The organism is Stenotrophomonas sp. PvP093, assembly GCF_017876915.1.
In the GTDB taxonomy this organism is placed as follows: domain Bacteria; phylum Pseudomonadota; class Gammaproteobacteria; order Xanthomonadales; family Xanthomonadaceae; genus Stenotrophomonas; species Stenotrophomonas muris.
Genome location: NZ_JAGIOX010000004.1, coordinates 2,590,194 through 2,610,814, shown reverse-complemented (window position 1 = coordinate 2,610,814; position 20,621 = coordinate 2,590,194). Strand labels below are relative to the sequence as shown.

The window sequence follows — 20,621 nt, the reverse complement described above, 5'->3', positions numbered from 1 at the left end:
GGCGCGAACCTTCGGCCGGTGGGTGCGGGCCTTCGCCCTGTGGGTGCGAACCTTCGCCCTGTGGGTGCGAACCTTCGCCCTGTGGGTGCGAACCTTGGTTCGCACGCTCTCGGGGTTCAGACTTCTCTGCGGATGATTGCCCGGAAGCTCCCGTCCCGGTTCAATCGCCGCACCGATTCCCTGTTCCCATGGGCTGCCGCGAAACCCGCCACGTCGGCCAGGGCATCGAGCAGCAGGGCCTTCAACGCGTCGCGGTTACCGGCCTCCAGCAGATCTTCAAGATCCTGCTGGATGAAGGTCCGGCGCAGGCCCGGCGTTTCTTCGATCCGCCAGTCGACATGGGGCGTGGGGATGCTGGAGCGGTACCGGAAAGCCGTTTCAAGATCGTCAGGCGCGAGGGGATACGTGAGCAGTTCCGGAAAGTAGAGTCCAGCATTCACATAGAAGCCCCGGCTTTCGCTGGCGCGCTGGTGATTCACGACAAGCAGCGCGGCGTCCAGCAAGCGGTAGCGGGTCGTCGACGTACCGGCAAAGCCGGTCTTCCTGGCGCACTTGCTGAAGACGGTCGAGGATTTCATGGGCTTTGCCTGGGCCGTAACAAGGGCCCACAGCCTTGAGGCGCAGTGCCTGACGGTCAATTGGCAAACGCGACACCCGCAACGAACGCCCCAGGTGGGTGCGAACGCTCCAGGTGGGTGCGAACCTTGGTTCGCACGCTCTTCCAGCTAGTTGGCCCGTGAGCCCAGCTCCGCTGCCAACGCCAGCCACCGGTTGCGTTGCTCCGGCGAGCTGCTGCGCACCGCACCGAGTCGGCTGACCCGCACCGGGCGGATGCCGCAGAATTCCAGAATAGTGGCGCGGATCTGGGTGATGCCCGGGTCGCGGTAGATCCAGCGGTAATACCAGGGCGGCGTATCCAGCGTGGTGATCACCCGTGCGCTGCGACCGGCCAGCAGCCGGTCCCACCAGACTGAATCGCGCCGGTAGCGGAAGGCGTACCCCGGCAGCAGCACGCGATCGAAGAAGCCCTTCAGCAGCGCCGGCATCGCGCCCCACCAGGTGGGATAGACCAGCACCAGATGGTCGCAGGCCTCGATCGCATCCGCAGTGTCCTGCAGGTCGGCTTCCAGCGGCTGGATCTGGCGGTAGCCATGGCGCAGCACCGGATCGAACTCGAGTTCGCCCAGTGCGATCAGGCGCACCCGATGGCCAGCATTCTCGGCGGCGGTGGCGTAGCGCTGGGCGAGGGCACCGCACAGGCTGTCGCGGTCGGGATGGCCGAGCAGGATCAGGATGGAACGGGACACGGCAACCTCGGGCAATGGAAAGTGCGCGAGGTTGGGCTATGCCCTTGGGGCAGAGTCAACCACCAGCGGCGCAGCAGCTGGGCTCCAGGATGCAGTCACCGCTACCGGAGTGCAGCCACTGCCGCAGTTCGTCGCTGACCTGCTGCAGGTCGAGCTCGACCTGCGCCAGCCGTGCCCGCTCGCTGGCGATGCGGCTGCGTTGTTGCTCAAGCAGGGCCAGCACCGCGGGCCAGTCGAGCCGTCCGTCGCGGCCCTGCAGGCGTGAGATCGCGGCCAGGGTGATGCCCAGCGCCAACGCCTGGCGGATCAGCTGCACCCAGGCCACATCCTGTTCGCTGTAGTCGCGATAGCGGTTCAGCCGCGGCACCGGCGGCAGTAGTCCGCGCGCCTCGTACAGGCGGATGGCCTTGGCGCTGGCGCCGGTCAGGCGGCTGACCTCGGAAATGCGCATTGGCTCAGTCCCGCACCAGCCCGCCATCGACCACCAGGTTCTGCCCGGTCACCGCGCGCGACCAGGGGCTGGCGAAGAACAGCGCGGCATCGGCGAATTCTGCTGGCGTGGTAACGCTGCGCAGTGGCGTGTTGGCGGCGATGTAGTCGAACACTGCCTCCGGCGTGGCAGCGCTGGCATCGGTGGTGCGCAGCAGGCCGCCGGACAGCATGTTCACGGTGATGCCATGCGGGCCGAGGTCGCCGGCCAGCGTGCGCGTGAGGGACAGTAGCGCGGCCTTGGCGGCGGTGTAGTCGTGGTAGGGCACGACCGGGTTCTGGAACAGGTTGGTGCCGATGTTGATGATGCGGCCGAAGCGGCGGGCCTGCATGCCGGGCAGGGCGGCCTGCACGGTGTTCAGCGCGCCGCGCACGCTGCCCTCGAACTGCGCCTGGAACGCCGGCCAGCCGATATCGGCGGCGCCGTCGCGGGCATCACCATTGAACGAGAACGCGGCGAGCGCGTTGTTGACCACGGTGGTGACGCCCTGGCCGAAGTGGGCCAGGGCGTGCTGCAGCATTGCATCGACCTGGCTGCGGTCGGTGACGTCGGCCGGCAGCGCGATCGCCTGTCCGCCCAGCTCGGCGGCCAGCGCCCGTGCGGGGCCTTCGCTGCGGTGGTAGTTGACGATGACGCGCGCACCCTGCGCCGCGAACGCGCGGGCGATGTGCTGGCCAAGGCCGCGGCCGGCACCGGTGACCAGCACCAGCTGTTCGCTGATCTGCATGAGGGAGCTGCCATCCATTGCATGAAAGGGCATGCAGCGTAGCAGTGATGGCGCTTGCCGGAGCAGGCGTGCTGCCGCTAGCCTGCAGGCATGAACCAGACTCCCCTGCGATTCCTCATTCACGGCGCCTCCGGGCGCATGGGCCAGGCCCTGCTGCGGCTGGCCGCCGAACATCCCGAAACCCTGCAGATCGTGGCCGCAGTGACCGGCCGTGCGCCGGCACAGCGCGTGGTCGACGGCGTTCCGTTCTTCGGCGCCAGTGAGCTGCCCGGCGCGCCGGTGTTCGATGTGGCGATCGACTTCAGCCTGCCGGAGGGCTTCGACCCGATGCTGGCGCTGTGCGTGGAGCGGGGTGCCGGGCTGGTGTCGGGTACCACCGGCATCTCCAGCACGCAGCGCCAGGCGCTGGAGGCCGCGGCGGCGAAGATCCCGCTGGTGTGGGCCTCGAACTTCAGCCTGGGCGTGGCGGTACTGGACGAGCTGGTGGAGCGCGCGGCGCAGGCGCTGGCCGGCTGGGACTGCGACATCGTCGAATCGCACCACACCCAGAAGAAGGATGCGCCATCGGGCACCGCGCTGACCCTGGGCGCGGCCGCGCAACGGGGCGGGGCGGAGCCGCACTACGCCAGCCTGCGTGCCGGTGACATCGTGGGCGAGCATCTGGTGCAGTTCACCGGTCTGGGCGAGCGCATCGAGCTGGTGCATCGGGCCACCAACCGCGACATCTTCGCCCGCGGCGCCCTGTTCGCCGCCCGCCAGCTGCAGGGGCGGGCGCCGGGCAGCTACCGGGTGCGGGACCTGCTGCAGTAGGGCGGGCTGATTCGTGGGGTCGGATCCCTTTCCTGCGGAAAGGGCTCTGACCCCATCCGAGGGCGCCTGGGGTCAGAGCCTTTCCCATTCGGGAAATGGATCCGACCCCGCCTCCGGCCCGCATACGCCGCCGGATTGAAATGAATGCGCAATCGCCTGTTCATGAAGCGCGATAACCGCTGGCGCGAGCGCCCCGGCAGCGCTACAATTCGCACTCGCCGAATCACGAAAGCCGGACCGGTCCCAGACCGTACGTCCGCGCTTTTTTGCAACCGGATTTCCGTGAAGCGCAGGCGTGACTTCGGCAGCCCCCTCGGTAGCCAAAGTGAGATTCCCGTGACCCAAGCCGCAATCCTCGTCCTCGAAGACGGCACCGTATTCGAGGGCGAATCCGTAGGCGCGCCCGGCCTGTCCGTCGGTGAGGTGGTGTTCAACACCGCCATGACCGGCTACCAGGAAGTGCTGACCGACCCGTCCTACGCCCGGCAGATGGTCACGCTGACCTATCCGCATATCGGTAACACCGGCATGACCGACCAGGACAACGAAGCGTCCAAGGTGTGGTCGGCCGGCCTGATCGTGCGCGACGTTCCGCGCCGCCCCAGCAACTGGCGCAGCCAGGTGTCGCTGCAGGACTGGCTGATCCAGCGTGGCGTGGTTGCCATCGCCGGCATCGACACCCGCAAGCTGACCCGCATCCTGCGCGAGAAGGGCGCGCAGAACGGTGCGCTGATGGCCGGCGACATCGACGTGGAAAAGGCACTGGAAGCCGCCCGCAAGTTCCCGGGGCTGAAGGGCATGGATCTGGCCAAGGTCGTCACTACCGAGAAGACCTACACCTGGACCGAGGGCCAGCTGGACCTGGATGCCAACGCTTTCGTCAGCGTGCCGGCCCGGTTCAAGGTCGTGGCCTACGACTTCGGCGTGAAGACCAACATCCTGCGCATGCTGGCCGAGCGTGGCTGCGAAGTGACCGTGGTACCGGCGCAGACCCCGGCCGCCGAAGTGCTGGCCCTGAAGCCGGACGGCGTGTTCCTGTCCAACGGCCCGGGTGACCCGGAGCCGTGTGACTACGCCATCGAAGCGATCAAGACCTTCATCGATGTGAAGATCCCGACCTTCGGCATCTGCCTGGGCCACCAGCTGCTGGGCCTGGCCTCGGGCGCGCAGACCATGAAGATGGGCCATGGCCACCACGGTGCCAATCACCCGGTGCAGGACCTGGACAGCGGCCGGGTGATGATCACCTCGCAGAACCACGGCTTCGCGATCGATGAAGCGACCCTGCCGCCGACCCTGCGCGTGACCCACCGCTCGCTGTTCGACGGCACCAACCAGGGTGTCGCCCGCACCGACGTGCCGGCGTTCTCGTTCCAGGGCCACCCGGAAGCGTCGCCGGGCCCGACCGATGTCGGTCCGCTGTTCGACCGCTTCGTGGTGCTGATGGAGCAGGCCAAAGCGTGATCAGTACGCCGCCGGCCCCCCGGTGGCGTCGCGATGGACCGTAAACCCCGCATCGCTGCTGCCGCTGGCGCGGCGCTGCGGATCAAGATTCCTGATCGACAGCGTGCGATCACTCCCCCTTGTCACGCTGTACTGACTTAGAGAAGAAAATGCCCAAGCGCACTGACCTCAAGACCATCCTCATCATCGGTGCTGGCCCGATCGTCATCGGCCAGGCCTGCGAGTTCGACTACTCCGGCGCCCAGGCCTGCAAGGCCCTGCGTGACGAGGGTTACCGCGTGGTGCTGGTCAACAGCAACCCGGCCACGATCATGACCGACCCGGAGATGGCCGACGCCGTCTACATCGAGCCGATCAACTGGCAGACGGTCGAGAAGATCATCGCCAAGGAAAAGCCCGATGCGCTGCTGCCGACCATGGGTGGCCAGACCGCGCTGAACTGCGCGCTGGACCTGGCCGACAACGGCGTGCTGGAGAAGTACAACGTCGAACTGATCGGCGCCAAGCGCGAAGCGATCCGCATGGCCGAAGACCGCGAGCTGTTCCGCGTGGCCATGGGTGAGATCGGCCTGGAATGCCCGACCGCCGCCGTCGCCCACACCCTGGACGAAGCGCTGGAGATCCAGACCCGCGTCGGCTACCCGACCATCATCCGCCCCAGCTTCACCCTGGGCGGCAGCGGTGGCGGCATCGCCTACAACCGCGAAGAGCTGGTCGAGATCGTCAGCCGCGGCCTGGAACTGTCGCCGACCACCGAGGTGCTGGTGGAAGAGTCGGTGCTGGGCTGGAAGGAGTTCGAGATGGAAGTGGTCCGCGACACTGCGGACAACTGCATCATCGTCTGCTCGATCGAAAACCTGGACCCGATGGGCGTGCACACCGGTGACTCGATCACCGTGGCGCCGGCGCAGACCCTGACGGACAAGGAGTACCAGCGCCTGCGCGATGCCTCCATCGCCGTGCTGCGCAAGATCGGCGTCGATACCGGTGGCTCGAACGTGCAGTTCGGCATCAACCCGAAGACCGGCCGCGTGGTCGTCATCGAGATGAACCCGCGCGTGTCGCGTTCCTCGGCGCTGGCCTCCAAGGCCACCGGCTTCCCGATCGCCAAGGTCGCCGCCAAGCTGGCCGTGGGTTACACCCTGGACGAACTGAAGAACGAGATCACCGGTGGCCTGACCCCGGCCTCGTTCGAACCGTCGATCGACTATGTCGTCACCAAGATCCCGCGTTTCGCCTTCGAGAAGTTCCCGGCCGCCGACGCCCGCCTGACCACCCAGATGAAGTCGGTGGGTGAGGTGATGGCGATGGGCCGCACCTTCCAGGAGTCGGTGCAGAAGGCCCTGCGTGGCCTGGAAACCGGCAAGGTCGGCTTCGACCCGACCGGCCTGGACCTGGCCAACGAAGACGACCTGCAGACCCTGCGTCGCGAGTTGAAGGCGCCGGGCCCGGAGCGCCTGTTCTTCGTCGCCGATGCGTTCCGCGCCGGCATGAGCGTGGAAGAGATCTACGCACTGTCGTTCATCGACCACTGGTTCCTGGACCAGATCGAGGAAATCATCGCTGCAGAAGGCGAAGTCGCTGCCGGTGGCATCGACGCGCTGGACGCCGCACGCCTGCGCAAGCTGAAGCGTGCTGGCTTCTCCGATGCGCGCCTGGCGCAGCTGACCGGCACCAATGAAGCCGCCATCCGCGCGCTGCGTCGTGCGCACAAGGTGCGCCCGGTCTACAAGCGCGTGGACTCCTGCGCCGGTGAATTCTCCACCGGCACCGCCTACCTGTACTCCACCTACGAGGACGAGTGCGAGGCCGCGCCGAGCAACCGCGACAAGATCATGATCCTGGGCGGTGGCCCGAACCGCATCGGCCAGGGCATCGAGTTCGACTACTGCTGCGTGCACGCCGCACTGGCGCTGCGCGAGGATGGCTATGAAACCATCATGGTCAACTGCAACCCGGAAACCGTGTCGACCGACTACGACACCTCCGACCGCCTGTACTTCGAACCGCTGACCCTGGAAGACGTGCTGGAGATCGTCGAACTGGAACAGCCGAAGGGCGTGATCGTGCAGTACGGCGGCCAGACCCCGCTGAAGCTGGCGCGCGCGCTGGAAGCCAATGGCGTGCCGGTGATCGGCACCAGCCCGGACTCGATCGACCTGGCCGAAGACCGCGAGCGCTTCCAGCAGCTGGTCGACACGCTGGGCCTGAAGCAGCCGCCGAACCGCATCGCCCGCAACGACCAGGAAGCCCTGCTGCTGGCCCGCGAGATCGGCTACCCGCTGGTGGTGCGCCCGAGCTACGTGCTGGGCGGCCGTGCGATGGAAATCGTCTACGGCGAAGCCGACCTGGCCCGCTACGTGCGCGACGCGGTGAAGGTGTCCAACGATTCGCCGGTGCTGCTGGACCGCTTCCTCGACAACGCCGTGGAGTGCGACGTCGACATCATTGCCGATGCCCAGGGCAACGTCCTGATCGGTGGCGTGATGGAGCACATCGAAGAAGCCGGCGTGCACTCGGGCGATTCCTCGTGCTCGCTGCCGCCGTACTCGCTGTCGGCTGAAACCCAGGCCGAGCTGCGCCGCCAGGTGGTGGAGCTGGCCAAGGCCCTGAACGTGGTCGGCCTGATGAACACCCAGTTCGCGATCCAGACCAGCGACGAGGGTGCCGACACCATCTACCTGTTGGAAGTGAACCCGCGTGCCTCGCGCACCGTGCCGTTCGTGTCCAAGGCCACCGGCATGCCGCTGGCCAAGATCGCCGCCCGCTGCATGGCCGGCAAGACGCTGGCCGAGCAGGGCGCGACCAAGGAAATCGTGCCGGACTACTACTCGGTGAAGGAAGCGATCTTCCCGTTCGCCAAGTTCCAGGGCGTCGACCCGATCCTCGGGCCGGAGATGCGCTCCACCGGTGAGGTGATGGGCGTGGGCCGCACCTTCAACGCCGCCTTCGCGCGTGCGCAGGAAGCCGGCGGCATCAAGGCCCCGCCGGTTGGCAAGGCCTTCGTCTCGGTGCGTGATCCGGACAAGAAGCGCGTGCTGCCGGTGGCCAAGGCGCTGCTGGCGCGCGGCTACAGCCTGGTCGCCACCCGTGGCACCGCCGCCTGGCTGCAGCAGCACGGCATGGACTGCGAGATCATCAACAAGGTGGTCGAAGGCCGTCCGCACATCGTCGACTCGATCAAGAACGGCGAGATCGTCTACATCGTCAACACGACCGAAGGTCGTTCGGCGATCAACGACTCGTTCTCGATCCGTCGCGAGGCGCTGCAGCATCGCGTCACCTACTCGACCACCATTGCCGGCGCCAAGGCGCTGGTGGATTCACTGGAATTCCGCGGCACCGGTCCCGTCTGGTCGCTGCAGGAGCTGCACAAGGAGTTGAATGCATGAGAGCCCCCATCACCATGAAGGGCGCGCAGAAGCTGCGCGACGAACTGGATCACCTGAAGTCGGTCAAGCGCCCGAAGGTGATCGCCGCCATCGCCGAAGCGCGTGAGCATGGCGACCTGAAGGAGAACGCCGAGTATCACGCCGCGCGCGAGGAACAGGGCTTCATCGAAGGCCGCATCAAGCAGCTGGAAGGCGAGCTGTCGCACGCCGAGATCATCGACGTGAGCAAGCTCAACGCCGGCTCCAAGGTAGTGTTCGGCGCCAGCGTGACGCTGGCCGACGTGGAAACCGACGAAGAGAAGAAGTACCAGATCGTCGGTGACCTGGAAGCGGACATCAAGCTGGGCCTGATCGCGATTTCCTCGCCGGTGGCGCGCGCGATGATCGGCAAGCTGGAAGGCGATTCGATCGTGATCGACGCCCCGGCCGGCCAGCGCGAGTACGAGATCGTCAGCGTCAGCTACGTGGACTGACACGGTGGCAACGGCGACCCTGCTGTTGCCGGCCCGCAGCCGCTTTGCCGCGGCTGCGTTGCCGGACGATGTGGCACGTGCGCTCGGCCGTGCCACGACCGTGCAGGTCGCGCCGGGCGAACGCGCGCAGCTGACGCGCCATTTCGCGGTTGCCGCGCCGCACTGGCCGGTGGCCGCGTTGACCCGCCAGCGCGACGTCGGCGATGCGGCCGGCGCCAGCTGGCTGCGTGCCGATCCGGCCTGCATGGTGCCGGACATGCATGGCGCGCGGATGATGGCCTACGGCGAAACGCTGCGGCCGACGCTGGCCGACAGCCTGGCCCTGCTGCCGGTGCTGCAGCCCTTGTTTGCCGATGCCGGGTTCGTGCTTGACGCACCGGACCCGTCGCGCTGGTACCTGCGGCTTCCAATCGACCTGGTGCTGCCGGACTTCAATAGTCCGGACGAGGTGCTGGGCGATGACCTGTTCTCGCATCTGCCGGAGGGCGAGGGCGGCCGTCGCTGGCGGGCGCTGATGACCGAAGCGCAGGTACTGCTGCACAACCATTCCTGGAACCAGCAGCGCGCCGCTCAGGGACAACAGCCGATCAATTCGCTGTGGTTCTGGGGCGGTGGCGTGATGCCGGTGTCGGTCAGCACGCCGCACGCACAGGTGCGCAGCCGCGATGCGCTGCTGCAGGGCCTGGCCCTGGCGGCTGGCGTAGCCGTCGATGGCGACCAGGCGGTGGATGCACTGGTCGACCTGCGCCAGCTGCGTTCGCTGCAGCAGCTCGGCAATGATGCAATCCGGCCGCTGCTGGCCGCGCTCAAGCGTGGCGAGCTGCAGCGGCTGGTGCTCGATTTCGAGGACGGCCTGCAGTTCCAGCTGGACCGCGGCCAGCGCTGGCAGTTCTGGAAGAAGCCGCGGCAGCTTCACGATTGATCGGGGTCGACCGATCGGGGTCGGATCCGTTTTCCATCGGAAAACGGCTCTGACTCCCAGGGTTTGTCGGGGTTGCCGACCAGCGGCCGGCACTACCGCAGGTAGCGGCGCCTCAACGGACCTCGCTGACCACCGTCGGCAGTGTCCAGTGCCCGCCGAGCATATTGCGACACTGGCCCGTCGTGAAATCGCTGCTCTTCACGAAGCGCTCCCCGTCCCACACCCAGTCATTGGCGGAGATGCAATCGCCGACACCGCGGCCTCGGGAGCGGCCTCGCAGCGTAGCGTCATCGCGGTCAAAATCTTCGGCCAGGTTGGTGACAAAGGTCGCCTGGTACGGCGATCTGTCTCGCACCACCCAGTAGGCGTTGCTCATGTTGTAGGCACCCACGAAGCAACTGGTGCTTGCCAGTACATGCTGGGCGTCCAGTCGCTGGATCTCGATCTCATCTGTCCCGCCATCGCTCAGGCGGCCGCACTCATCCGGCTTCGGCAGGCTGGCGATCAGCGCCTCGCGCAGGCCCGGTGCCTTGGCCAGCGCCGCGTCCGAGGCGCGCGGTGCCATCAGCGTGCCGCGCACGATCACTGGTACCGGCAACGCCGCAGGCACGCTCGCCCCGGGCTTGTCGCCACGCCGCACCAGCGCACCGGGCGTGCCCAGCCGGCCCTGGGCCTCGTCCATCTTCAGCAGTACGGCCGCTGCGCCGCTGTCGGAGATCGGCCACGCCTTGCCCTTGCCGTCGATGATCTCGATGCGTGCCTGGCGCGGCAGTGCGGCGACCAGTGCATCGGTCTGTGCCTGCTGCAACAACACGTTGTCCCCGTCGCCGGTGTCGTGCACCGGGCCCAGGTCCTTGCCGTTCAGGCGCAGGCGCAGCGCCCCGGTCGGCGTCGGGCTTTCGCTATCCTCGCCATTGCGCAGCCGCGCGAGCACCTTCGTACCCGGGCCGCCCGCGCGTTCCAGCATCAGGCTGAGCAGATTGCCGGGTTGTTCCGGACTGTAGCCGGCGGCGCGGCAGGTGCGGGTGTTGTCACAGGCCAGCGACCAGTCGTTGTGCTGGAACTGCACGCCGGCCTTCGGTTCGGGCGTGGCGGCGTGGACGGCCGGGGCCAGGGCGATGCCCAGCAGCGCGGGAAGGAGCGTGCGATGCATGCGTTGAAGTCCATTTCCGGGCCGACAAGCATGGAAGATATGCTGGCAAATTCCAAATGCTCGCGATCGGGGTGGAGCCTCCTGCGGGCAGAGAGATCCGACCCCGCGCTATCATGGGGATGTCTTCCGCAACCCGGCGATGCCGATGTCCCTTGCCGCCGATGCTGCGCACTCCTCCTCCGATACGCCGATGATCCGCCGCCGCGATGCGGTCGTACCCGGCAGCTGGCCAGAGGGCACGCTGCCACTGCTGGCGCGCCTGTATGCCAGCCGTGGCGCAGGTACGCCAGAGCTGGCGCTGCCGAAACTGGGCAGCCTCCACGCGCCCGAGTTGCTGACCGGCATCGATGATGCGGTGGGTCTGCTGATCGAGGCCATCGCCAATGACAGGCGCATCCTGGTGGTCGGCGATTTCGATTGCGATGGCGCCACCGCCTGTGCGGTCGGCGTGCGCGGCCTGCGCATGCTCGGCGCGCAGCACGTCTTCCACGCGGTGCCGAACCGCATGGTGCATGGCTATGGCCTGTCGCCGTCGCTGGTGGAGGAACTGGCCGCGCTGCAGCCGGACCTGCTGGTGACTGTAGATCACGGCATCGCCTGCCATGCGGGCGTGACCGCCGCCAAGGCGCGCGGCTGGCAGGTGCTGGTCACCGACCATCACCTTCCCGGGCCGCAGCTGCCGCCGGCCGATGTCATCGTCAATCCCAATCTCGACGGTGATGCCTTCCCCAGCAAGTCACTGGCCGGCGTCGGCGTGATCTTCTACGTGCTGATGGCGCTGCGCCGGCACATGCGCGAGGCCGGCGTCTTCGCCGATGGCAAGGGGCCGGACCTCACCACGCTGCTGGACCTGGTGGCGGTCGGCACCGTCGCCGACTTGGTGGCGCTGGATCCGAACAACCGGGCACTGGTCAGCGCGGGCCTGCGCCGTCTGCGCGCGGGGCAGGGCTGTGTCGGCCTGCGTGCGCTGATCGAAGCCAGCGGCCGTGATGCCGCGCGGCTCACTGCCACCGACATCGGCTTCGCGCTCGGCCCGCGCCTGAACGCCGCGGGCCGGCTGGAAGACATGGCGCTGGGCATCGCGCTGCTGCTGACCGAAGACCCGCGCCAGGCGCGCGAGATCGCGCAGACGCTGGAGCAGATCAATTCGGAACGGCGCGCCGTGCAGCAGTCGATGACCGACGATGCCGAGCAGGCGTTGACCCGGGTGGTGCTGGACATGGCCGGTCAGCGACCGGTGGCGGCCTGCCTGTTCGATGCCGACTGGCATCCGGGTGTGGTTGGCCTGGTCGCATCGAAGATGAAGGATCGCCTGCATCGCCCGGTGATCGCCTTTGCCCCGGCCGAACCGGGCGCCGACACCCTGCGTGGCTCGGCGCGCTCGATTCCCGGCCTGCACATCCGTGACGCCCTGGCGCTGGTCGACGCGCGCCATCCGGGCCTGATCGAACGCTTCGGCGGCCACGCCATGGCGGCCGGGCTCAGCCTGCGGCGTGACCACGTCGATGACTTCAAGGCCGCCTTCGTCGCCGTGGTGCTGGAAATGCTCGACCCGGCGGCACTGCAGCAGCAGGTCCTCAGTGATGGCGAACTGGCGGCGGACGAGCTGGACCATCGCCACGCCGATGCGTTGCGCCTGGCCGGGCCGTGGGGCCAGGGCTTCCCCGAGCCGCTGTTCGACGGCCACTTCGAAGTGGCCAACTGGCGCGTGCTGAAGGAGCGCCACCTGAAGCTGGAACTGCGCCTGACCGGGGTACCCGGCACGATCAACGCCATCCATTTCGGCGGCTGGCACGGCAACGCGCCCGGTCGCCATGTGCATCTCGCCTATCGCCTCGCCTGCGACGACTATCGCGGCGGCAGCGCCATCCAGCTGATCGTGGAGCACTGCCTGCCCGCATAGAAAAAGGGGACGGAGGGGATTAAGTCGCTTGTGCCTCGTTTGCCACTTGCGACTTAATCCCCTCCGTCCCCTTTTTGGGGGCGCCAACCCCATTACGGTTGCTGGTGCGTTCAAAGGTTCACGATCCCACTGGAGTCCGGTCATGGTCTTCGCCCGTTGCTGCACCGTATTGCTGCTGGCCGTTGCGGCCTGGCCCGTTGGCGCACAGTCGCCGACGATCTCCCGGCCGCAGGCCGCCACGCCGCTGCTGATCGCGCCGGCGGCTGAGCAGTCGGTTCAATTACGACACGCCCGCATCGAAGGCGAAGTCCAGGCCGGCATCGCCCAGACCCGGATCACACTGGAATTCCACAACCCGAACCGGCGCGTGCTGGAGGGCGAGCTGCAGTTCCCGCTGGCCGACGGTCAGCAGGTCAGCGGCTTCGCGCTGGATATCAACGGCGAGATGCGTGACGCGGTGCCGGTGCCCAAGGATCGCGGCCGCCAGGTGTTCGAGGAGATCGCCCGTCGCGGGGTCGACCCGGGCCTGCTGGAACAGACCGCTGGCAACCAGTTCCGGTTGCGCATCTACCCGCTGCCGGCCGGCGGTAGCCGGCGCGTGGAGCTGGTGATTCGCGAGCCGTTGGCCTTCGCCGGCCAAGGCTGGCAGTGGACACTGCCGCTGCAGTTCGCCGCCGGTGCAGCCTCGGTTGAGCTGAAACTGCAGGCCCCCGACACGGCCACCGCGGGTACGGCGCCCTTCCGCATCAGCGCGGGCCAGCTGCAGTGGCAGGGCAGGGGCGCGCAGCTGCCGCAGCAGCTGCAGTGGAGCCTGCCGGCAGCCCGACAGGCACAGGTGCAGGCGGCGCCCTGGCAGGACGGCCATTACCTGTTGGCGCAGCTGCCGGTGGTGGCCAGCAGCACGCCGCGCACGTTGCCCAGCGAGATCGGCCTGCTGTGGGACGGCTCCGGTTCGGCGGGACAGCGCGATCGCTCGCGTGAGTTCGCCCTGCTGGATCGCTACTTCGCTGCGATGGGTGACGGCACCGTGGCCTTGACCGTGCTGCGCGATCGCGCCGAGCCGGTGCGTCGATTCCGCATCCGCGCCGGCAACTGGAACGAGCTGCGCGCAGCACTGCAGGCCGTGCGTCCGGACGGCGCCAGCGCACTGGCGCAGTGGCAGCCGCAGCCGGGCGTGAAGGAATACCTGCTGGTCAGCGATGGCCTGCTGACCTATGGGCCGGAACAGCTGCCGGCGATGGCGCCGGACCAACGCCTGTTTGCGGTCAGCAGCGCCGGTGCGCGCACCGATGCGGTGCGGCTGCGTGGTTGGAGCGAAGCGCATGGCGGCCGCTTCGTTGCGCTGGGCAAGGATGTCGAATTGGCCGCCCGTGAGCTGCTGTCGTCGCCGCTGGATGTGCAGGTCGATGCAGGGCGCGGCGTGCAGGACGTGGTGATCGATCGTCGCAGTGAAGCCCAGGGCTGGTTGTGGCTGCATGCACGACTGGCGGCCGACGGTGTGCCGATGCGGGTGCGCGTGGGTGGCGGCGAATGGCAGGCGCTGCCCGCCACGCAGAAGAGCAAAGACGGTGAACTGCTGGCAGGCTTGTGGGCGCAGGCGCGCCTGCAGCAGCTGGCCGCCGACCGCCGTGGCAACCGTGAGGCGATGCAGCGCCTGTCACAACAGTTCGGCCTGGTCGGGCCGGATACCTCGCTGATCGTGCTGGAGACGCTGGAGGACTACCTGCGCTATGCGATCCGCCCTTCGGGCACGTTGCGCGCCGAGTACGACGCCAGGTTTGCAGTGCAGGTAAGTGATCGCGCCGCAGCCGATCGCCAGCGCCTGGATGAAGTGGCCGCTCGCTGGAAGGAGCGCCAGCAGTGGTGGAACCGCAGCTGGCCGAAGGGTGTGCCGCCGCAGCCGAAGGGCGGGGCACTCGAAGTGGCCTCCGCGGACTACGCGATGGAATCAGCGCCGGTGGCGATGCTCGCCGCGCCGGCCCCGGCGGCACCACCCGCCCCGGCACCGATGGCCGCCGCCGCCGAGCAGCGCATGGAAGCCAGCAGCGCGCGTGCGCGTCGCTCAGCGCCTGCATCGAACAAGGCCCTGGATTCAATCACGGTCACTGGTGGCCGTCTCGCTGCGCCCGCTGCTGCCAACGACGGCCAACTCGGCATCCAGCTGGCGGCCTGGCAGCCGGACTCGGCCATCGCCCGGCGCCTGCGCGAGGGCCCGCCGTCGCAACTCTACGACCGCTATCTGGCCGAGCGCGATGCCCACGCCGACAGCAGCGCGTTCTTCCTCGATGTGGCCGACCTGCTGCTGGGGCAGGGCCAGCGCGAACTGGCACTGCGGGTACTGTCGAACCTGGCCGAGATGGATCTGGACAACCGGCATCTGCTGCGCGTGCTCGGCTACCGGCTGATGCAGGCTGATGCCCCGGCACTGGCGGTGCCGGTGTTCGAGCAGGTGCTGGCGATGGGCCAGGAAGAACCGCAGAGCTTCCGCGACCTGGGCCTGGCGCTGGCAGCGGCCGGCAAGCCGCAACAGGCGCTGGCGCCGCTGTACCAGGTGGTGGTGCGGCCGTGGGACAGCCGCTTCGATGGCATCGCCCTGATCGCATTGGATGAGCTGACCAACCTGGTGGCGCGCAGCACGCCACGGCTGGATACCTCGGCCATCGACCCGCGCCTGCTGCAGGCAATGCCGCTGGACCTGCGCGTGGTGCTGTCCTGGGATGCCGACAACAGCGACATGGACCTGTGGGTGACCGACCCGAATGGCGAGCGTGCCTACTACGGCAACCGCCAGACCTACCAGGGCGGGCGGATGTCGCAGGACTTCACCGGCGGCTATGGCCCCGAGCAGTTCTCGCTGCGCAACGCCAAGCCTGGCAAGTACAAGGTCGAGGCGAACTATTTCGGCAGTCGCCAGCAACTGGTGACCGGTGCGACGACGCTGATGCTGCGCCTGACCACCCATTGGGGCACGGCCAAGCAGAAGGACCAGATGGTGACGATGCGGCTGAAGGATCGCGCCGAAACCGTGCTGGTGGGCGAGTTCGAGGTGCGTTGATCGCTCGGGCACCCGTGTAGAGTCGAGCTGGCTCGACTGCCTTGACGTAGCGCCGGGCACATGCGCGGCTCATGGCAGAGGCAGCCGAGCGCGGGCTCGGCTCTACACTACTGCGGTGCGCGCCATTGGCGCCGCCGGCGGATTCGCACGCAGGCCGAACAGGGGCCGCAGCCAACGCACGCGACGGATCAGCAACTCATGGATCAGCAGGCAGCCGCCGACAGTACCGGCCAGCAGCAGGGCCGGTTCCATCCACGGGCCCAACTGAAGTGGCTTGAGCCAGAACAGCAGCACGATGATCAGGCTCTGGTGCAGCATGTACCAGGGATAGATCGCCTCGGTGCAGTACGGCAGCCAGCGGAACGGGCGATCGAGGAAGACCTTTCCCCAGCCGAGGATGGCCAGCAGCGCGGTCCATACGTAAAGCGACTGGCTGGCCCGGCCCTGCAGGTCCCAGAACGGTTCGGGCCATTGCCGCAGCGGGGAATCGGCGGGCAATACCTGGCCGAGGATGCGCAACCCCAGATACCAGCCGACGGCAGCCAGCGCCAGCCATAGCGTGGTGCGGCGCAGGGCGACCACGCGCTCCCAGAACACCGGTTCGCGACCCAGCAGGTAGCCGGCCAGGAACACCGTTGCGTATTTCGCGTGCTGGTACCAGTCGCCGAGCAGGGCATTGGTGGACGGGTAGATCGGCTCCAGCCAGATCACCCAGGCCAGCAGCAGGGCGGACGGAAGGCCGATCAGCAGCATCGGCGATGCTGCGCAGAGCGCCATCGCGCGGCGAACCACCGCCGTTCCCAGCAATGGCATCAACAGGGCCAAGGCCAGCGTGTAGTTCCACAGATAGGCCAGGTACCACAGGTGGTTCCAGGTGATGCCGTACTGCCAGCCGGCGAAGCTGCCTTCCGGCCACGGCCGCACCTGCCAGTAGCGCAGCAGGAACTGGCCGAAGCCGGGTGCCACGTGGCCGTTGGCCACGCCTTCGCAATAGGGCTGGATCGGCACGATCACGAACATGCCGAACAGCAGCGGCAGCAGCAGCCGCCAGGTGCGCAGGCCGGCGAAGCGCAGCAACCTGCCTTCCGGCCGCATCAGCGCGATGGCGATACCCGAGATCAGGAACAGCAGCGACATCCGCCAGCGGTTGACGAACAGCATCGGCCACTGCAGCCATTCGGCGGTATGCACGCTCTTGAGGTGAAAGCCCCAGTCGTCCACGTAGGCCATGGCGGTGTGGTAGAGGATCAGCAGGGCGAAGGCGAACACGCGCAGGGCGTCGATGTCGTAGCGTCGGGTCATGGTGGTGGTGTGCCGGAGAGTCGAGCCAAGGTGACGCCGCCCGGTCCGTGCGGCGACTGGCAAGGGGCCGCTGGAACCGATGCAGTGACCAATGGCGGGGGTGGTGGGATCAATGGAGCCGCTACCCTTTGTCCCTTGAGGCAGGCTGGAGCACCGCAACGACATGGATGCAGCAATGACTCAGGGCCGACCATCGCGCTGGCGTACTTCAACCCGCCTGCTGGTATGGGCGGCGATCCTGTCGGCCTCGGCAGTGACCAATGCGCTGGTGGAAGTGATGGACGCCAGTCGCCGCGGCGCCGATCTCGGGCTGTGGGAGCCGATGATCTGGGAGTTCAGCAGCCTCGGCCTGGTCCTGTTGACCCTGCCGCTGCTGTGGTGGGGCTGCGAGCGCTGGCCGCTGCATGCCGATACCTGGAAGCGGCGATTGCCGCTGTATCTGCTGGCCAGCGTCGGCTGGTCGCTGCTGCACGTGGTGGGGATGGTGCTGCTGCGGCACCTGGCCTACGGGTCGCTGGGCCATCGCTACCAGGATGATGCCGGCTGGCTGGAGCGTTTTGCCTACGAATACCTGAAGGATGTACGCACGTTTGCGATGTTCGTGGCACTGGAGCACTTTGCCAGCTGGTTCGGCCGGCGCAGGCAGGGCGAGGCGAGCCTGCTGGCCGAGCCGGACGTCGGCCCGCCGGTGGAGCCGGTCGAGCGCCCCCAGCACTTCCTGGTGCGCAAGCTGGGCAAGGAGTTCCTGGTCGCCACGGCGGACGTGGAGTACGCCCAGGCCGCGGGGAACTATGTGAACCTGCGGGTACGCGGCCACGACTATCCGCTGCGGATCACCATGGCGGTGCTGGAGCAGCGGCTCGACCCGGGCGAGTTCCTGCGCCCGCACCGCAGCTGGCTGATCCATCGGGGCCAGCTGCGCTCGATCGAGCCGCTGGACGGTGGCGAGGCCCTGCTGCACATGGCCGACGGGGCGAAAGTGCCCTGCAGCCGGCGCCAGCTGCCGCTGCTGCGGCAGGCGCTGGGGGCAGGGTGAGGCCCTCATTCCGGGCACCCGCAGCCTGCGGTATTATTACCAGTCATCTTTTGAATGCATAACCGCCGACATGATCGAACTGAATCCTGTCCGCCAGCGCATCACCGATCTGACCGATCGCGTGCTGTCGCTTCGGGGGTATCTTTGACTACGACGCCAAGAAAGAGCGTCTTGAAGAAGTAACGCGGGAGCTGGAAAGCCCCGACGTCTGGAACAACGCCGAGTACGCCCAGAACCTGGGCCGCGAGCGTTCCAGCCTGGAAAAGACCGTGGGCGGCATCGCCTCGGTGCTGGATGGCCTGAACGACGCCACCGAGCTGCTGGAGCTGGCCGAGTCCGAGCAGGACGAGGACACCGCCCTGGCCGTGGTCGCCGACCTGGACAAGCACCAGGCCCACGTGGAGAAGCTGGAGTTCCAGCGCATGTTCTCCGGCGAGATGGACAATGCGGCGGCGTTCGTCGACATCCAGGCCGGTGCCGGCGGCACCGAAGCCCAGGACTGGGCCGAGATCCTGCTGCGCATGTACCTGCGCTGGTGCGAGTCGCGCGGCTGGAAGACCGAACTGATGGAAGTGTCCGGTGGCGACGTTGCCGGCATCAAGTCGGCCACGCTGCGCGTGGAAGGCGACTATGCCTATGGCTGGCTGAAGACCGAGACCGGCGTGCACCGCCTGGTGCGCAAGTCGCCGTTCGACTCGGACAACCGCCGCCACACCAGCTTCACCTCGGTGTTCGTGTCGCCGGAAATCGACGACAACATCGACATCACCATCAACCCGGCCGACCTGCGTACTGACGTGTACCGTTCGTCCGGTGCCGGTGGCCAGCACGTGAACAAGACCGAGTCGGCGGTGCGTATCACCCACATCCCGACCAACATCGTCGTGGCCTGCCAGACCGGCCGCAGCCAGCACCAGAACCGCGACAACGCGATGAAGATGCTGGCCGCCAAGCTGTATGAACTGGAGATCCAGAAGCGCAATGCCGAGAAGGACGCGGTGGAAGCCACCAAGTCCGACATCGGTTGGGGCAGCCAGATCCGCAACTACGTGCTCGACCAGAGCCGCATCAAGGACCTGCGCACCGGCATCGAACGGTCGGACACGCAGAAGGTGCTGGACGGCGACCTGGACGAGTTCGTCGAGGCCAGCCTGAAGGCCGGCCTGGCCGTGGGCTCCAAGCGCGTCGATGCCTGATCGGCGCGCCTGCGCGGATATCGTCACCCTCGTGCGCAACGCCGAGGGTGGCTGATCACGCTTCCGATGTGGGGCCGAGCCCATGCTCGGCTGCTGTTGGCGCAGTAGCAGATGCGTCGAGCATGGCTCGACGCTACAACGGGTACGGCGGTAGCGATGATGCGCAGCGAAAGTGAACGCAAGGAACTCGGCGGCTTTCTCAAGGCCTGCCGCGCCCGTGTCGATCCTGCCACGCTCGGCCTGCCGGCCGGGCGCCGGCGTACCCCGGGCCTGAAGCGCGAGGAAGTCGCGCTGGCGATCGGGGTGAGCGTCAGCTGGTACACCTGGATCGAGCAGGGCCGTGAAGTGCGCGCCTCGCCCGAGGTGCTGGAGCGCCTGGCGCAGGTGCTGCGCATGAGCGACGACGAACGCGCCTACGCGTTCGCGCTGTCCGGCTACGGCGTGCCGCTGGAATCACCGGACGAGAGCGTGACCGACGGCTTGCGCCAGCTGGTGGAGGCGATGCAGCCGATCCCGGCCTATGTGCGCAACACCCGCTTCGACATCCTGGCCTGGAACCCGGCCATCGCCGATCTGTTCGTGGACTACAGCCAACTGGCGCCGCATGAGCGCAACACGCTGCGGCTGATGTTCCTGTACCCGCCGTACCGCACGCTGATCCTCAACTGGGAAGAAATGACCCGCGGCCTGCTGGCAGGCTTCCGTGCGGCGATGGCGCAGGCGCCGGACAAGGCGCCGTTCCTGGCGCTGGTGGAGGACATCGCGGCGCATAGCGAGGAGTTCCGCCAGTGGTGGCCGGAGCACGACGTGCGCCGGTTCGATGAGGGTGCGAAGAAGCTGAACCATCCCACGCGCGGGCTGCTGGACCTGCAGTACGTGGCGCTGGTGCCGGAGAGCCGGCACGATCTTTCCCTGGTGACTTACCTGCCGCGGAAGTAGGTTGGTCGGCAGGGCTGCGCCCTGCACCCGCAGAGGCCGAAGCGACAGCAACAGCAACAGCAACAGCAACAGCAACAGCGGGCTATCCGAGGGATGGCGGGGTGGTGTGGGTTGGCAGGACACGCCGTAAACCCGTCCATGGGGGCTCGATGGCGCCATCCATGGCGCCAACGGTCCTGCCAACCCACACCGCCCCGCCTCTGACAGATTTCCCGCGGCTGTTGGTAGGTGTCGACCTTGGTCGACACATCTGTCAGATATCGAAAGAAATTCCGGGGTCAGATCCGTTTTCCTATGGAAAACGGATCTGACCCCAAGAGCATTTCCGGCAGATCGCGGAAAACCGTCGAAGGCGGGGTGGGTCCGGTTGCGGGAGTGTCCGCGGCATGGATGCCGCGGCCAAGCCCCCAAGGACGGGTTTACGGCGTCTCCCGCAACCGGACCCACCTCGC

Annotated in this window: 16 protein-coding genes; 10 read left to right on the top strand and 6 right to left on the bottom strand. The window is 67.5% G+C overall.

The window, feature by feature from the left end; translation table 11 throughout:
- Positions 1-116: 116 nt before the first annotated feature.
- The 4 genes from J3A72_RS14530 to J3A72_RS14515 form a co-directional block, all read right to left on the bottom strand.
- Positions 117-578, bottom strand: a complete 462-nt coding sequence (locus J3A72_RS14530; protein WP_075077087.1) for a DUF4304 domain-containing protein — start codon at positions 576-578, stop codon at positions 117-119.
- Positions 579-725: 147 nt separating this feature from the next.
- Positions 726-1,307, bottom strand: coding sequence for an NAD(P)H-dependent oxidoreductase (locus tag J3A72_RS14525; RefSeq protein ID WP_049408776.1), 582 nt, complete (start codon positions 1,305-1,307; stop codon positions 726-728).
- Between the two features lie 55 nt (positions 1,308-1,362).
- Positions 1,363-1,758, bottom strand: a complete 396-nt coding sequence (locus tag J3A72_RS14520) for a MerR family transcriptional regulator (RefSeq protein ID WP_075077086.1) — start codon at positions 1,756-1,758, stop codon at positions 1,363-1,365.
- A gap of 4 nt (positions 1,759-1,762) precedes the next feature.
- A complete protein-coding gene (locus J3A72_RS14515) occupies positions 1,763-2,542 on the bottom strand; it encodes a 3-oxoacyl-ACP reductase (RefSeq protein WP_075077085.1) in 780 nt (259 codons plus the stop codon).
- A 120-nt stretch (positions 2,543-2,662) separates the two neighbouring features.
- Here J3A72_RS14515 and J3A72_RS14510 point away from each other — a divergent pair, with 120 nt between their 5' ends.
- The 5 genes from J3A72_RS14510 to J3A72_RS14490 all read left to right on the top strand — a co-directional run bounded on the left by J3A72_RS14510 (position 2,663) and on the right by J3A72_RS14490 (position 9,585).
- A complete protein-coding gene (locus J3A72_RS14510) occupies positions 2,663-3,334 on the top strand; it encodes a dihydrodipicolinate reductase C-terminal domain-containing protein (RefSeq protein ID WP_014646992.1) in 672 nt (223 codons plus the stop codon).
- A 336-nt stretch (positions 3,335-3,670) separates the two neighbouring features.
- On the top strand, positions 3,671-4,798 hold the full coding sequence (gene carA / locus J3A72_RS14505; protein ID WP_014646993.1) for a glutamine-hydrolyzing carbamoyl-phosphate synthase small subunit: 1,128 nt from the start codon (positions 3,671-3,673) through the stop codon (positions 4,796-4,798).
- A 149-nt stretch (positions 4,799-4,947) separates the two neighbouring features.
- Positions 4,948-8,190, top strand: a complete 3,243-nt coding sequence (gene carB, locus J3A72_RS14500; RefSeq protein WP_014646994.1) for a carbamoyl-phosphate synthase large subunit — start codon at positions 4,948-4,950, stop codon at positions 8,188-8,190.
- 8 nt (positions 8,191-8,198) lie between these two features.
- The gene (greA, locus tag J3A72_RS14495) at positions 8,199-8,663 is read left to right on the top strand and encodes a transcription elongation factor GreA (protein ID WP_026347191.1); all 465 of its coding nucleotides are present in this window, start codon (positions 8,199-8,201) and stop codon (positions 8,661-8,663) included.
- A gap of 4 nt (positions 8,664-8,667) precedes the next feature.
- Complete coding sequence (locus tag J3A72_RS14490; protein ID WP_053494864.1) at positions 8,668-9,585, top strand: phosphoglycerate mutase; 918 nt, start codon at positions 8,668-8,670, stop codon at positions 9,583-9,585.
- 112 nt (positions 9,586-9,697) lie between these two features.
- Here J3A72_RS14490 and J3A72_RS14485 read toward each other — a convergent pair whose 3' ends face one another.
- Positions 9,698-10,738, bottom strand: coding sequence for a DUF1176 domain-containing protein (locus J3A72_RS14485; RefSeq protein ID WP_075077083.1), 1,041 nt, complete (start codon positions 10,736-10,738; stop codon positions 9,698-9,700).
- Positions 10,739-10,883: 145 nt separating this feature from the next.
- On the opposite strand from J3A72_RS14485, the gene recJ reads away from it, so the two are divergent.
- Both recJ and J3A72_RS14475 read left to right on the top strand, forming a co-directional pair.
- Entirely contained in the window at positions 10,884-12,641 is a 1,758-nt protein-coding gene (gene recJ / locus J3A72_RS14480) for a single-stranded-DNA-specific exonuclease RecJ (protein ID WP_075077098.1), read from the top strand.
- Between the two features lie 142 nt (positions 12,642-12,783).
- Positions 12,784-15,696, top strand: a complete 2,913-nt coding sequence (locus tag J3A72_RS14475) for a VIT domain-containing protein (protein WP_075077082.1) — start codon at positions 12,784-12,786, stop codon at positions 15,694-15,696.
- Between the two features lie 102 nt (positions 15,697-15,798).
- On the opposite strand, the gene J3A72_RS14470 is transcribed toward J3A72_RS14475, so the two are convergent.
- Positions 15,799-16,998, bottom strand: a complete 1,200-nt coding sequence (locus J3A72_RS14470) for an acyltransferase family protein (protein WP_049418897.1) — start codon at positions 16,996-16,998, stop codon at positions 15,799-15,801.
- Between the two features lie 175 nt (positions 16,999-17,173).
- On the opposite strand from J3A72_RS14470, the gene J3A72_RS14465 reads away from it, so the two are divergent.
- From J3A72_RS14465 to J3A72_RS14455, 3 genes are all read left to right on the top strand, one after another.
- Complete coding sequence (locus tag J3A72_RS14465; RefSeq protein ID WP_032959458.1) at positions 17,174-18,034, top strand: LytTR family DNA-binding domain-containing protein; 861 nt, start codon at positions 17,174-17,176, stop codon at positions 18,032-18,034.
- A gap of 70 nt (positions 18,035-18,104) precedes the next feature.
- A protein-coding gene (gene prfB / locus J3A72_RS14460; protein WP_014037064.1) for a peptide chain release factor 2 occupies positions 18,105-19,230 on the top strand; the annotation gives its coding sequence in 2 pieces (ribosomal slippage) (positions 18,105-18,179 and positions 18,181-19,230; 1,125 coding nt in all).
- A gap of 156 nt (positions 19,231-19,386) precedes the next feature.
- Positions 19,387-20,169: a helix-turn-helix transcriptional regulator gene (locus J3A72_RS14455; protein WP_019661470.1), complete on the top strand. Its 783-nt coding sequence runs from the start codon at positions 19,387-19,389 to the stop codon at positions 20,167-20,169.
- The last annotated feature ends 452 nt before the right edge of the window (positions 20,170-20,621 follow it).

Excerpts from the sequence above, each read along its gene's own strand:
- J3A72_RS14530 (WP_075077087.1), bottom strand. The coding sequence starts at position 578 with ATGAAATCCTCGACCGTCTTCAGCAAGTGCGCCAGGAAGACCGGCTTT.
- J3A72_RS14520 (WP_075077086.1), bottom strand. The coding sequence starts at position 1,758 with ATGCGCATTTCCGAGGTCAGCCGCCTGACCGGCGCCAGCGCCAAGGCC.
- J3A72_RS14515 (WP_075077085.1), bottom strand. The coding sequence starts at position 2,542 with ATGGATGGCAGCTCCCTCATGCAGATCAGCGAACAGCTGGTGCTGGTC.
- J3A72_RS14510 (WP_014646992.1), top strand. The coding sequence starts at position 2,663 with ATGGGCCAGGCCCTGCTGCGGCTGGCCGCCGAACATCCCGAAACCCTG.
- carB (WP_014646994.1), top strand. The coding sequence starts at position 4,948 with ATGCCCAAGCGCACTGACCTCAAGACCATCCTCATCATCGGTGCTGGC.
- J3A72_RS14485 (WP_075077083.1), bottom strand. The coding sequence starts at position 10,738 with ATGCATCGCACGCTCCTTCCCGCGCTGCTGGGCATCGCCCTGGCCCCG.
- recJ (WP_075077098.1), top strand. The coding sequence starts at position 10,884 with ATGTCCCTTGCCGCCGATGCTGCGCACTCCTCCTCCGATACGCCGATG.
- J3A72_RS14475 (WP_075077082.1), top strand. The coding sequence starts at position 12,784 with ATGGTCTTCGCCCGTTGCTGCACCGTATTGCTGCTGGCCGTTGCGGCC.
- J3A72_RS14470 (WP_049418897.1), bottom strand. The coding sequence starts at position 16,998 with ATGACCCGACGCTACGACATCGACGCCCTGCGCGTGTTCGCCTTCGCC.
- J3A72_RS14465 (WP_032959458.1), top strand. The coding sequence starts at position 17,174 with ATGACTCAGGGCCGACCATCGCGCTGGCGTACTTCAACCCGCCTGCTG.
- J3A72_RS14455 (WP_019661470.1), top strand. The coding sequence starts at position 19,387 with ATGATGCGCAGCGAAAGTGAACGCAAGGAACTCGGCGGCTTTCTCAAG.